Source organism: Mycobacterium sp. (assembly GCF_049585075.1).
In the GTDB taxonomy this organism is placed as follows: Bacteria; Actinomycetota; Actinomycetes; order Mycobacteriales; family Mycobacteriaceae; genus Mycobacterium.
Genome location: NZ_JBAUZA010000115.1, coordinates 1 through 12,493 on the forward strand (window position 1 = coordinate 1; position 12,493 = coordinate 12,493).

Consider the following 12,493-nt stretch of genomic DNA (forward strand, 5'->3'; position numbering starts at 1 on the left):
CGCTGGGCGAGTTCACCGAGCAGATCACCGGCCGCGACGGTGTGCTCGCATCGGCAGCCCGCCTGGTGCTCGGCCAGCTGGGGTTGGACGACCCGGTCACGGTGCCCCCGGCTGCGACCGACGCCGACCTGATCGACCTGGTCACCTCCGAATTGGGCGCGGACTGGCCACGTCTAGTGGCACCGGTCTTTGACGGCAAGAAGGCCGTGGTGTTCGACGACCGTTGGGCCAGTGCCCGCGAAGACCTGGTCAAGCTGTGGCTGATCGACGACGACGAGGCCAACGCCGACTGGGCCCGGCTGTCCGAGCGGTTTGAGGGCGCCGGCCACGTCGTGGCGACGCAGGCGACCTGGTGGCAGGGCAAGGCACTTGCGGCCGGGCGCCAGATCCACGCCTCGCTGTACGGCCGGATCGCTGCGGGCGCGGAGAACCCGGACAACGGCCGCTACAGCGACGAAGTCGCGGTAGTGACCGGAGCGTCCAAAGGCTCGATCGCGGCGTCGGTGGTCGCACGGCTGCTCGACGGCGGTGCCACCGTCATCGCGACGACATCCAAGCTCGACGAAGAACGGCTGGGCTTCTACCGGGCGTTGTACCGCGATCACGCCCGCTACGGCGCGGCCCTGTGGGTGGTGGCGGCCAACATGGCGTCCTACTCCGACATCGACGCGCTGGCCGAATGGGTCGGTACGGAGCAGACCGAAAGCCTTGGCCCGCAATCCATTCACATCAAAGACGCCCAGACCCCGACACTGCTGTTCCCGTTCGCGGCACCCCGTGTTGCAGGCGACCTGACCGAGGCCGGTTCGCGCTCGGAGATGGAAATGAAGGTGTTGCTGTGGGCGGTGCAGCGGCTAATCGGCGGCTTGTCCAGAATCGGCGCCGAGCGCGACATCGCCTCGCGGCTACACGTGGTGTTGCCCGGTTCGCCCAACCGTGGGATGTTCGGCGGCGACGGCGCCTACGGTGAAGCCAAGTCGGCGCTGGACGCCGTGGTGACCCGATGGCAGGCCGAGTCGTCGTGGGCGCAGCGCGTCAGCCTTGCACACGCGCTGATCGGCTGGACCCGCGGCACTGGGCTAATGGGTCACAACGACGCGATCGTCGCAGCCGTCGAAGAGGCCGGTGTCACAACGTATTCCACTGATGAAATGGCCGGCATGCTGCTCGCCCTCTGCGACGTCGAGTCCAAGGCGGCCGCCGCCTACGCGCCGATGAAGGTGGACCTGACCGGCGGCCTCGGCGACGTCGAGCTGGACATGGCTGAACTGGCCGCCAAGGCACGCGAGGATCAGGCGGCGACCGCCGCCGAAGACCGGGCCGGCGACGAGGACGCCGACGTGGACGGCACGATCGCCGCGCTGCCGTCGCCGCCGCGTGGCTACACCTCGGCCCCGCCGCCGGAATTTGACGACCTCGATGTCGATCCCTCCGATTTGGTGGTCATCGTCGGCGGCGCCGAACTCGGCCCGTACGGTTCATCGCGCACTCGCTTCGAGATGGAGGTCGACAACGAACTGTCGGCCGCCGGTGTGCTCGAGTTGGCCTGGACCACCGGGCTGATCAAATGGGAAGACGACCCCCAACCCGGTTGGTATGACATCGAATCCGGGGATCTGGTCGACGAGGCCGAGCTGGTCGAGCGCTACCACGACGCCGTGGTGGAGCGTGTCGGGATCCGTGAGTTCGTCGACGACGGCGCGATCGACCCCGATCACGCCTCGCCGGTTCTGGTGAGCGTGTTCCTGGACAAGGACTTCACGTTCGTCGTCTCCTCGGAGGCCGACGCGCGCGGGTTCGCGCAGTTCGACCCCGAGCACACCGTGATCCGGCCGGTGCCCGATTCCTCCGACTGGCAGGTTACCCGCAAGGCGGGCACCGAGATTCGCGTTCCACGCAAGACGAAGCTGTCGCGGACCGTCGGCGCGCAGATCCCAACCGGGTTCGACCCGACCGTGTTCGGCATCAGTCAGGACATGGCCACCTCAATCGACCGGGTGGCGCTGTGGAACATTGTCGCGACGGTCGACGCATTCCTGTCATCGGGTTTCACCCCGACCGAGCTGATGCGCTGGGTGCACCCGGGACTGGTGGCCAGCACCCAGGGCACCGGCATGGGCGGGATGACGTCGATGCAGACGATGTACCACGGCAACCTGCTGGGTCGTAGCAAGCCCAACGACATCCTGCAGGAAGTTCTGCCCAACGTCGTTGCCGCACACGTCATTCAGAGCTACGTAGGAAGCTACGGCGCGATGATCCACCCGGTCGGTGCATGCGCGACTGCAGCGGTCTCAGTCGAGGAGGGCGTCGACAAGATCCGCCTCGGCAAGGCCGAGTTGGTGGTCACAGGCGGATTCGACGACCTGACGCTGGAAGCGATCATCGGTTTCGGTGATATGGCCGCGACCGCCGACACCAAAATGATGCGCGACAGGGGCATCGCGGACTCGAAGTTCTCCCGGCCCAACGACCGGCGCCGGTTGGGCTTCCTCGAAGCCCAGGGCGGCGGCACCATCTTGCTGGCCCGCGGGGACCTCGCAGTCAAGATGGGATTGCCGGTGTTGGCTGTGGTGGCCTACGCGCAGTCGTTCGGCGACGGTGTGCACACCTCGATCCCGGCTCCGGGCCTCGGTGCGCTTGGCGCCGGCCGTGGCGGGAAAGGTTCTCCGTTGGCCCGCTCGCTGGCCAAGTTGGGTGTCGAGGCCGACGACGTCGCGGTGATCTCCAAACACGACACCTCGACGTTGGCCAACGACCCCAACGAGACCGAACTGCATGAGCGGCTGGCCGATTCGCTCGGCCGCTCGCCCGGTGCACCGCTTTTCATCGTGTCGCAGAAGAGCCTCACCGGCCACGCCAAGGGCGGCGCGGCGGTCTTCCAGATGATGGGGCTGTGCCAGATCTTGCGCGACGGGGTGATCCCGCCGAACCGCAGCCTGGATTGCGTCGACGAAGAACTCGCCGGCTCTGCACACTTCGTCTGGATACGCGACACGTTGCGGTTGGACGGCAAGATCCCGCTGAAGGCCGGGCTGGTGACCAGCCTCGGGTTCGGCCATGTGTCCGGCTTGGTCGCACTGGTGCACCCGCAGGCCTTCCTGGCCGCACTGGACACCGAGCAGCGTGCCGACTACCAGCGACGGGCCGATGCCCGGCTGCTGGCCGGGCAGCGCAGGCTGGCCTCGGCGATAGCCGGCGGTCGTCCGATGTACGAGCGGCCCGCGGACCGTCGTTTTGACCACGAGGTGTCAGAGAAACGGCAGGAAGCGGCGATGTTGCTCGATGCGGAAGCGCGGTTGGGCGACGGGGACGTTTACCGTCGGTGACCGTCCGATAGGTTCGCAACCCATGAGCATTGTCGGAGTGGGGATCGACCTTGTCTCCATCACTGAGTTCGCCGAGCAGGTCGACCAACCCGGAACCGTCTTCGCCGAAACGTTCACCCCGGGTGAACGGCGCGACGCCTCCGATAAGAGCTCGTCGGCGGCACGGCACCTGGCAGCGCGCTGGGCGGCCAAGGAAGCGGTGATCAAGGCTTGGTCCGGGTCGCGGTTCTCCCAGCGGCCCGTGCTTCGCGAAGACATCCACCGCGACATCGAGGTGGTGACCGACATGTGGGGACGACCACGGGTCCGGCTGACCGGCGCCATCGCCAAGCATTTGGCAGACGTGACGATCCATGTGTCGCTGACCCACGAAGGGGATACCGCCGCCGCGGTTGCCATCCTGGAAACCGAATAGCCTCGAGATCATGAGCGATCTCGTCGAACGCGTCCGCGAGGTACTGCCGTCGGTGCGCCGTGATCTGGAGGCACTCATACGCATCGAATCGGTCGGGGCCGATCCGGCTCGTCGTGACCAGGTGGACCGCAGCGCCCAAGCCACGGCGGACCTGTTGTCGCAGGCTGGTTTTGACGATGTACAGATCGTCAGCGAGGGCGGTGCACCCGCCGTCATCGCCCGGCATTCGGCGCCGCCCGGAGCGCCGACGGTGCTGCTGTACGCCCACCATGACGTGCAACCCGAAGGCGATCCCGCACAGTGGACGTCACCGCCGTTCGAGCCGACCGAACGCGACGGGCGACTTTACGGACGCGGCAGCGCCGACGACAAAGCCGGTATTGCAACGCATTTGGCGGCTTTCCGGGCGCACGGCGGCCAACCTCCGGTGGGGGTGACGGTGTTCGTCGAGGGTGAGGAGGAGTCCGGTTCTCCCTCGCTGGGCCGTCTGCTGGCTGCGCATCGTGACACGTTGGCTGCCGACGTGATTGTCATCGCTGATTCGGACAACTGGAGCACCGATGTCCCTGCGCTGACGGTGTCGCTGCGCGGGCTGGCCGACTGCGTGGTCGAGGTCGCCACCCTCGACCACGGCCTGCACTCCGGCCTGTGGGGTGGCGTGGTTCCTGATGCGCTATCTGTACTGGTTCGCCTGTTGGCCAGCCTGCACGACGACGACGGCAACGTCGCAGTGGCCGGCCTGCACGAAAGCACCGCCGCCGCAGTGGATTACCCTGCCGAGCGAGTGCGTGCGGAGTCGGGCTTGCTGGACGGCGTATCCGAAATCGGTTCCGGGTCGGTACCGCAGCGACTGTGGGCCAAGTCGGCGATCACCGTGATCGGCATCGACACCACATCCATTGCCGCATCATCGAACACGCTGATTCCGCGTGCTCGCGCCAAGGTCAGCATGCGTGTAGCTCCGGGCGGTGACGCAGCTGCGCACCTGGACGCGTTGCGCGGTCATCTCGAACAGCACGCCCCTTGGGGTGCACACGTGACGGTGACGCCCGGCGACATCGGCCAGCCCTACGCCATCGACGCCAGCGGCCCTGTCTATGACGCCGCGCGCGCGGCGTTCCGGCAAGCCTGGGGAACAGAGCCTGTCGAGATGGGGATGGGCGGGTCGATCCCGTTCATCGCCGAGTTCGCGGCCGCGTTCCCGCGGGCGGCCATCCTGGTAACCGGCGTGGAGGACCCAGCGACGCAAGCGCACAGCGTCAACGAGAGCCTGCACCTCGGTGTGCTGGAACGCGCCGCGACTGCCGAGGCGCTGCTGCTGGCGAATTTGGCCTAGACCGGTCGCCTTGAGCGTGGTGATTGACCGTCTGCGCGGCCATGCATCAAAATGCCTGCATGGGCGAGGTCCGAGCTAAGAGCCTGATGAGCCCGGACGAGACACTCGAGTTCCCAGGGATCAAGGTCCAGCAGGTCGACGTCGGTGATCTGACCATAGGACGGATCGTGACGCAGCCAGGCTGGCGATGGTCCAGCGACGTGCGTCCACATGTTGGCGGAGAGTGGTGCGAGGCTCGCCACGTGGGCATCGTGTTGTCCGGCCGATTCGAAATCGTGATGCGCGACGGCACCACGCTTCAGTTTGGACCGGACGACGTATTTGAGATCCCGCCCGGTCATGACGGATACACCGTCGGGGATGAGCCATGCGTCCAGATCGAGTGGTCCGGGTTGCGGGCCTTCGCGGGATTCCGTCATTTCGGCATACGCAACCGGGCGCTGGTCACACTGCTGTTCACCGATCTCGTTGACTCTACGGTGATGGCAAAACGACTCGGAGACGTCGCCTGGCGAGATGTGCTCTCCGCACACTACGAGGCGACGCGGGTCGCGTTGGAACGCCACCATGGCCACGAGGTCAACACGACCGGAGACGGCCTACTTGCGACCTTCGATGGGCCAGCCGCCGCCGTGCGCTGCGCGGCAGCGGTGGCCCGGGCGGCTGCACGAGAGGGTCTGCAGATCCGGGCGTCCGTCCATGTCGGAGAAGTGGAAGTAGTCGGGAGTGACGTGCGCGGCGTCGCCGTACATGAAGCGGCGCGGATCCTCAGCGCGGCGGCAGCCGACGAGATTCTGGTGTCGACGACGACGCGAGCACTAGCGGGCAACGCTGGTTTTGTGTTTCAGCCCCGCGGTACGCACAGTCTCAAGGGCCTGCCGGGCGAATGGGAGCTCTTCGCATGCTTCGAAGACGAGAAGCCCAAATTTCCGGAGGCGCGGCGGACCAGGGCGTGATCTCTGAGTTCATTTGGTGCATAAGCGAATTCGATCCCCGGTTGTGGGTCGGGGTGCGGCAGGTGCGTGTCCTTGCTAGTTCCCGACTTGGCCGAGAATTTGCTTGATCTTTGATGTCGTATGTGCGGCCTTGACGTTGTACTGCGCGACGGCGATCTTGCCCTTCTCGTCGACCACAAAAGTGGAACGGATCACCCCCTGCACGGTCCTGCCGTACATTTGCTTTTCGCCGTAGGCGCCCCAGGCCGTCAGCACCTTGCGGTCGGGATCGGACAGCAGCGGAAACGTCAGGCCTTCAGCGTCACGAAATTTGGCCAGCTTTTCCGGCGTGTCGGGGGAGATGCCGACGACGTCGAGGCCGGCGCCGTTGAGCTCGGCCAGGCTGTCGCGAAAGGCGCAGGCCTGTTTGGTGCAGCCGGGGGTTGATGCCGCCGGGTAGAAGTAGACGATGACCCGGCGGCCCTTGTAGTCGGCCAGCGACACCTTCTTCCCATCGGCGTCAGGCAGGGTGAAGGCGGGCGCTTTGTCGCCCGGCGCGAGGCGTGCGGTGTCGGTCAAGGAAGGTGCCTTTCTGTTCACCGGCACATTGGGATCGGCGCCGGCTGATCTAGGGTAGGTCGGCAGGCACCAACCTAGACCGAGCCCGGCCTCGGTGCGCCGACGACAGGGAGGACGAGAGTGGCGGAGCGGGATCCTGACACCATCAAGCAGGAGATCGACCAGGCTCGCGACCAGCTCGCGTCGACCGTGGACTCACTGGCGGTGCGGGCCAACCCCCGCCGACTGGCCGACGACGCCAAAGCCCGGGTGATCGGGTTCGTGAAGAAGCCTGCAGTAGCGGTTTCGTTGGCTGGGATCGCCGCGTTGACCGTTGCGCTGGCGATCCGCAGGTTCCGCAACCGGTAATCTGCCGCCCGTTGTCCTCGATAGACCGGTGGTCTAATCTATAGACCAGTGGTCTATAGAGGTGGATGGACGGCCCTCCGCCGCCACGCGTCAAGGAGCCCTACCATGCGCGCACCCGTCACGGCGATCGATCAACCGCAGCGCACTCGCTCATTCGCCCGCGTGCTCGGACCGTTTATCGCGGTGGTCCCCGCCATTGTCGCGATCCGAGCCGGAAGCATCGGGAACCAGTTGGCAAGCTTTTCGAAAGATCCGATGTGGCCGTGGGCGGTAGGCGCGGTGCTGTTCTTCTCTGGTCTGTTGGTGGTCGCGTTCCACCAATATTGGCGCAGCGCCGCCGCCGTGATCATCTCGCTGTTCGGCTGGTTCTTACTGCTGCGAGGTGTCGCGTTGCTCGCTATGCCGAAGCCGGTCGTCGACGCAGCCAAATCTGCCACCGAAACATCGGGTCCTGCTTTGGTCGCCGTGCGAATTGGTTTCGGCCTGATCGCACTGTGCGGTCTATATCTGGCGTATGTGGGCTGGGTGAAAAAGTCCGACTGAACGACGTCTGCCATGACACGTGTCGTCAAACCCAAGGATGTCCGGCAGGCCGAGGTGCTCGACCGGGCACTGGCGTTGTTCCTCGAACGGGGTTACGAGAACGTCAGCCTCAACGATCTGCTCGCGGTCGCAGGTACGTCGAAAGGCGCCTTCTACCACTACTTTCCGTCTAAAGAGGCACTGGTAGCCGCGCTTGCTCAGCGCAGTGCCATGCAAGCTTTCGAGGCCTTGCGTCCCGTCTTCGCCCAGCCCGGCAAGAACGCGCTCGAACGGCTCAATGCCGGATTGGCAGCGAGTTACCGGGTCAAGATGGCCATGGGTGCTCCCGAACAGATCGGCGCAATGACATCAATGCTGAAGCCTGAAAACCAGCCGCTGTTCCAAAGAATCGTCACCATCTGGGAGGACCTGTTCCGGCCCGTTCTCACTGAAGTCATCACCGAGGGAGTACGCGAGGGGGTCTTCGACACCTTCGATCCCGAAGGAGTCGGTGACATGATTCAGGGATTCGCCGCCAGCATGCAGACGAACCTCGTCAAAGTGCTCAATTCGCCCGATGCGAGATCGCGACGCAAGGCGATCGATGATTCCGTGCGGCGCCTCAAGCTCCATGGCATCGCGGTGGATCGGGTCCTTGGCCTACCCGACGGGACGACGACAGTGCTCGACCGCAAGCAAGTGGAGGCGATGGTTGCGCATGTGAAGCCGCGACGGTCCGGTTCGGCCAATTGCTAAGCGGCCCCACGGAGCCGGTGCGTCTCCGGAACTGGGATTGGTTGGTGCGCCGTCAGGGTTTCGAACCCCGGACCCGCTGATTAAGAGTCAGCTGCTCTACCAACTGAGCTAACGGCGCGTGGATCCTGCTGGACTGCGTTTGCGACAATAACAGCCATCGCGTCGGCGGGCGAAATCGCCAAGCCCAAGATTGACCGCTGGTCACAGTTAACAGTCGTCCACCCCCTAGAATACTCGCCAGTAACAGAGGGTTGCGGGTCGCAAGGGGGATCAACGTACGTGGCAGGTCGTCGCGTGGTGACACGTCAGCGCTGGTGCCGCCAATGGCTGGCCGCGCTGATGGTCCCGCTTGCCGTTTTCGGCGCGGGAGCCTGCGCCGGCGGCCGTGGAGCCCCGCCGCCGAAAGCCATCATGGACAAGGCCACGCCCTTCGGTGACCTGCTCGTCCCCAAGGTCAGCGCATCGGTGACTGATGGCGCCGTGGGCGTCGCGGTGGACAGCCCGGTAACGGTGACCGCCGAGGACGGCGTGCTGGCCTCCGTCGAGATTGTCAACGAGAACGGGCGCTCGCTGGGCGGGCAGCTCAGCCCCGACGGTGTGCGCTGGTCCACCACCGAGCCGCTGGGCTACAACAGGAGCTACACGCTGACCGCCAAAGCGCGTGGGTTGGGCGGCGTGGCCACCCGCCAGATTGCGTTTCAGACTCAGTCACCGCAGAACCTGGCGATGCCATATGCCATGCCGCACGACGGCGAGGTGGTCGGCGTCGGCGAGCCGCTGGCGATCCGGTTCGACGAGAACATCGCGAACCGCGCTGCGGCCGAGAAGGCCATCGTGGTGACCACAGATCCGCCGGTCGAGGGGGCGTTCTACTGGCTGAACAACCGTGAAGTGCGTTGGCGCCCTGAGCATTTCTGGAAGCCAGGCACCACCGTGAACGTCGCGGCCAACACCTACGGCGTCGACCTGGGCGACGGGGTTTTCGGCGAGGACAACCTGCACACCCACTTCACCATCGGTGACGAGGTCATCGCCACCGCCGATGACGACACCAAGATGGTGACGGTGCGGGTCAACGGTGAGGTGGTCAAGACCATGCCGACCTCGATGGGCAAGGACAGCACTCCGACCGCCAGCGGCACTTACATCCTCGGGGAGCGGTTCGCGCACATGATCATGGACTCGTCGACCTACGGCGTACCGGTGAACTCACCCAACGGCTATCGCACCGAAGTTGATTACGCCACCCAGATGTCCTACAGCGGTGTGTTTGTGCATTCGGCGCCGTGGTCGGTCGGCGCTCAAGGCCACACGAACACCAGCCACGGCTGTCTGAATGTCAGTCCCAGCAACGCGCAATGGTTTTTCGAGCACACCAAGCGCGGCGACATTGTGGAAGTGCTCAACACCCTGGGACCGCCACTATCGGGAACCGAAGGTCTTGGCGACTGGAACATTCCGTGGGATCAGTGGCACGCGGGCAACGCCAAGGAATGACGCCGGTTCGGGCCCCGAGGCGTGAGGCAGGAAGCGATCCGCCGATCAAGCGCCGCGGCTTCCCCGCGGCTGCCTTAGGGTGGCGAGATGACCGAGGCTGATTGGCCGCTGTGGGAGTACAAATGGTTCTTTTCGACGGGCGACGATGCCCTGAATGAAATGATGCGCAAAGCGAACGCGCTAGGCGAACAAGCATGGGAGATGGTCAACTTCGTGATTGACGCGGACAAACCCTTTACGGCCGCGTGCTTCTTCAAAAGGCCGCGGCTCCCGGGGGTCAAGCCCGAAGTGCCCGAACCGCCCCGGCGCTTTCTCTGAGCACCGGGATGGCCGCGCGAACCGCCCCGCCCCGCAATGGCGAAAGCGAGAGGGCTTGAAATGCCCTCTGGCTTATTCGGGGTGGCTGACGGGACTCGAACCCGCGACACCCAGGATCACAACCTGGTGCTCTACCAGCTGAACTACAGCCACCATCGCTGCCAGCTAGATCCATAAGCGGATTAGGCAGCGACGTCGATACTAGCCGTTCGGGTGTTCGGCAGCCGAATCAATTACCTCCGGCGCGGGCGGTTCGCCCCCCAGCTCGACGGCTACCGCGGCAATGTCGCTGGTGGCAGGCCCTGGCGGGGGCACGAACGCGGTGCGCCGGTAGTACTGCAATTCGCGGATGGATTCGTGAATGTCGGCCAGCGCGCGGTGCGCGAGTCCCTTAGCCGGCTGGCCGTAGTAGATGCGCGGATACCAGCGGCGACACAGTTCTTTGATCGAGCTCACATCGATCATCCGGTAGTGCAGATACGAGTCGAGGGCCGGCATGTCACGGGCGATGAATCCACGGTCGGTGGCGATCGAGTTGCCAGCCAGCGGTGCCGTTTTGGCTTGTTTGACATGTTCGCGGATGTAGTCGAGCACCATCGTCTCCGCAATGGCTACATCCACGGTGGACGCCCGCACCTCCTCGATGAGGCCGGAGTGAGTGTGCATTTCAGTAACGACGTCGATCATCGATGACAACGCCGCGTCGTCAGCGTGGATCACCACGTCAACCCCGTCGCCGAGGACGTTCAGCTCTGCGTCGGTGACCAGGACGGCGATTTCGATCAACTTGTCTGAGTGCAGATCCAGCCCGGTCATTTCACAGTCGATCCACACCAGTTCGTCCCGCACAGCGTTCACCCTAGGCAAAGTTGGCTGCCAGGCCCGCAGCCACCCCGCGACGGCACCCCAGCAAGTAAGGTCGTGCGTTGGCGGTACCACGAACCCACTACGGGAGAGGCAGGCGTCACGATGAGCTCCGAGTCGACACCGCGCAGCGCATCGGCAGGGACTCCAGCGGCTCCAGCGAAGCAGATCGCGGCCGGCTACGCCGTCGCGGGCCAGGCCCTGGAGCTGGGCACGGTCGTCGTCGACGGCACGACCGACCCCGCCGCGCAAATCCGCATCCCGCTTGCCACCATCAACCGCCACGGTTTGGTGGCCGGTGCGACCGGCACCGGGAAAACCAAGACGCTTCAGGTGATCGCCGAGCAGCTCTCGGCGGCGGGCGTGCCGGTGCTGATGGCCGACGTCAAGGGCGACTTGTCCGGCCTGTCGAAGCCCGGCGAGAGCGGTGACAAGATCACTGCACGCGCCAAGGAAACCGGCGATAACTTGGAGCCGCGCGCATTCTCCGTGGAGTTCTTGTCGCTGGGCACCAAGGGTATCGGTGTGCCGGTGCGGGCCACCATCGCCAGCTTCGGGCCCATTTTGCTGTCAAAAGTGTTGGGGCTCAACAGTACCCAAGAGTCGACGCTCGGCCTGATCTTCCACTGGGCGGGCCAGAAAAACTACGAGCTGTACAACCTGGCGGACTTGCGGGCGGTGATCAGCCACCTGACCAGCGACCAGGGCAAGGCCGATCTAAAGGATTTGGGCGGCGTCTCCGCGCAAACGGCGGGCGTCATCCTGCGTGCCCTGGTCAACCTCGAAGCCGAAGGCGCTGACACGTTTTTCGGTGAGCCGGAACTCGATCCCAACGATCTGTTGCGGCTCGACGACAAAGGCCGGGGGATGATTTCGCTGCTAGAACTCGGCGACCAGGCCGCCCGCCCAGTGCTGTTCTCTACCTTCTTGATGTGGGTGCTATCGAACCTCTTCACGGGCCTCAAGGAGGTCGGCGACGTCGACAAACCCAAGCTGGTGTTCTTCTTCGACGAGGCACATCTGTTGTTCACCGATGCGTCGAAGGCGTTTCTGGAACAGGTCGAGCAGACCGTCAAGCTGATCCGCTCCCGCGGCGTTGGCGTTTTCTTCTGCACCCAGTTGCCCACCGATGTACCCAACGAGGTGCTGTCGCAGTTGGGAGCGCGGATCCAGCACGCGCTGCGCGCCTTCACACCCGACGACCAGAAGGCGTTGACCAAAACCGTACGCACCTATCCGAAAACCGATGTCTACGATCTGGCTTCGGCGTTGACCTCGCTGGGCATCGGCGAAGCGGTCGTCACCGTGTTGTCCGAGCGCGGCGCCACGACGCCGGTCGCGTGGACCAAGCTGCGCTCACCACGCTCGCTGATGGCCGCCATTGGCGACGACGAGATCGACGACGCGGCCAAACGCAGCTCGTTGCATGACAAATACGGCACGACCAAAGACTCGGAATCCGCCTACGAGAAGATCGAAGCCGAAAAAGCGCAAGCTGCCCAGGCCGGTCCGCCCGCCGAGGCGGGATCCAAGTCGGCTCCCGCGCCTGCGAAGAAGCCAGGCTGGTTCAAGCGCTTCGTGAATAGCCGCGGCT

General features: G+C 64.9%; 12 protein-coding genes and 2 tRNA genes. 10 read left to right on the forward strand and 4 right to left on the reverse strand.

The window, feature by feature from the left end:
* The 4 genes from WB785_RS05225 to WB785_RS05240 all read left to right on the forward strand — a co-directional run.
* A partial coding sequence (locus WB785_RS05225; RefSeq protein WP_424077648.1) for a beta-ketoacyl synthase N-terminal-like domain-containing protein occupies window positions 1–3,329 on the forward strand: 3,329 nt, incomplete at its 5' end.
* Window positions 3,330–3,351: 22 nt separating this feature from the next.
* Window positions 3,352–3,744 (forward strand): holo-ACP synthase, encoded by a 393-nt coding sequence (locus WB785_RS05230; protein ID WP_424077650.1) that lies wholly within the window; start codon window positions 3,352–3,354, stop codon window positions 3,742–3,744.
* A gap of 10 nt (window positions 3,745–3,754) precedes the next feature.
* Complete coding sequence (locus WB785_RS05235; RefSeq protein ID WP_424077651.1) at window positions 3,755–5,080, forward strand: dipeptidase; 1,326 nt, start codon at window positions 3,755–3,757, stop codon at window positions 5,078–5,080.
* Between the two features lie 59 nt (window positions 5,081–5,139).
* Window positions 5,140–6,036, forward strand: coding sequence for an adenylate/guanylate cyclase domain-containing protein (locus tag WB785_RS05240; RefSeq protein ID WP_424077653.1), 897 nt, complete (start codon window positions 5,140–5,142; stop codon window positions 6,034–6,036).
* A gap of 75 nt (window positions 6,037–6,111) precedes the next feature.
* Here the strand turns inward: WB785_RS05240 and bcp are convergent, their stop codons facing one another.
* Window positions 6,112–6,594, reverse strand: a complete 483-nt coding sequence (bcp, locus tag WB785_RS05245; RefSeq protein ID WP_424077654.1) for a thioredoxin-dependent thiol peroxidase — start codon at window positions 6,592–6,594, stop codon at window positions 6,112–6,114.
* A gap of 120 nt (window positions 6,595–6,714) precedes the next feature.
* Between bcp and WB785_RS05250 the strand changes: the two genes are divergently transcribed.
* The 3 genes from WB785_RS05250 to WB785_RS05260 all read left to right on the forward strand — a co-directional run bounded on the left by WB785_RS05250 (window position 6,715) and on the right by WB785_RS05260 (window position 8,220).
* On the forward strand, window positions 6,715–6,942 hold the full coding sequence (locus WB785_RS05250) for a DUF3618 domain-containing protein (RefSeq protein WP_424077655.1): 228 nt from the start codon (window positions 6,715–6,717) through the stop codon (window positions 6,940–6,942).
* Between the two features lie 105 nt (window positions 6,943–7,047).
* Window positions 7,048–7,485 carry a hypothetical protein gene (locus WB785_RS05255; protein ID WP_424077657.1) on the forward strand — a complete coding sequence of 146 codons (438 nt, stop codon included), beginning with the start codon at window positions 7,048–7,050 and terminating at the stop codon, window positions 7,483–7,485.
* 12 nt (window positions 7,486–7,497) lie between these two features.
* The gene (locus tag WB785_RS05260; RefSeq protein ID WP_424077659.1) at window positions 7,498–8,220 is read left to right on the forward strand and encodes a TetR/AcrR family transcriptional regulator; all 723 of its coding nucleotides are present in this window, start codon (window positions 7,498–7,500) and stop codon (window positions 8,218–8,220) included.
* 42 nt (window positions 8,221–8,262) lie between these two features.
* Here WB785_RS05260 and WB785_RS05265 read toward each other — a convergent pair.
* Window positions 8,263–8,338: transfer RNA gene (locus WB785_RS05265), tRNA-Lys, on the reverse strand.
* 221 nt (window positions 8,339–8,559) lie between these two features.
* Between WB785_RS05265 and WB785_RS05270 the strand changes: the two genes are divergently transcribed.
* Together WB785_RS05270 and WB785_RS05275 are read left to right on the forward strand one after the other, a co-directional pair.
* The gene (locus WB785_RS05270; RefSeq protein ID WP_424077664.1) at window positions 8,560–9,717 is read left to right on the forward strand and encodes a L,D-transpeptidase; all 1,158 of its coding nucleotides are present in this window, start codon (window positions 8,560–8,562) and stop codon (window positions 9,715–9,717) included.
* Between the two features lie 87 nt (window positions 9,718–9,804).
* Window positions 9,805–10,035 carry a hypothetical protein gene (locus WB785_RS05275; RefSeq protein WP_424077661.1) on the forward strand — a complete coding sequence of 77 codons (231 nt, stop codon included), beginning with the start codon at window positions 9,805–9,807 and terminating at the stop codon, window positions 10,033–10,035.
* Between the two features lie 80 nt (window positions 10,036–10,115).
* Here the strand turns inward: WB785_RS05275 and WB785_RS05280 are convergent.
* Window positions 10,116–10,188 (reverse strand) — tRNA-His (locus WB785_RS05280).
* Window positions 10,189–10,236: 48 nt separating this feature from the next.
* On the reverse strand, window positions 10,237–10,884 hold the full coding sequence (gene orn, locus WB785_RS05285; RefSeq protein WP_424077662.1) for an oligoribonuclease: 648 nt from the start codon (window positions 10,882–10,884) through the stop codon (window positions 10,237–10,239).
* A gap of 120 nt (window positions 10,885–11,004) precedes the next feature.
* Here orn and WB785_RS05290 point away from each other — a divergent pair.
* On the forward strand, window positions 11,005–12,493 hold a 1,489-nt coding region (locus WB785_RS05290; RefSeq protein ID WP_424077663.1), incomplete at its 3' end, for a helicase HerA-like domain-containing protein.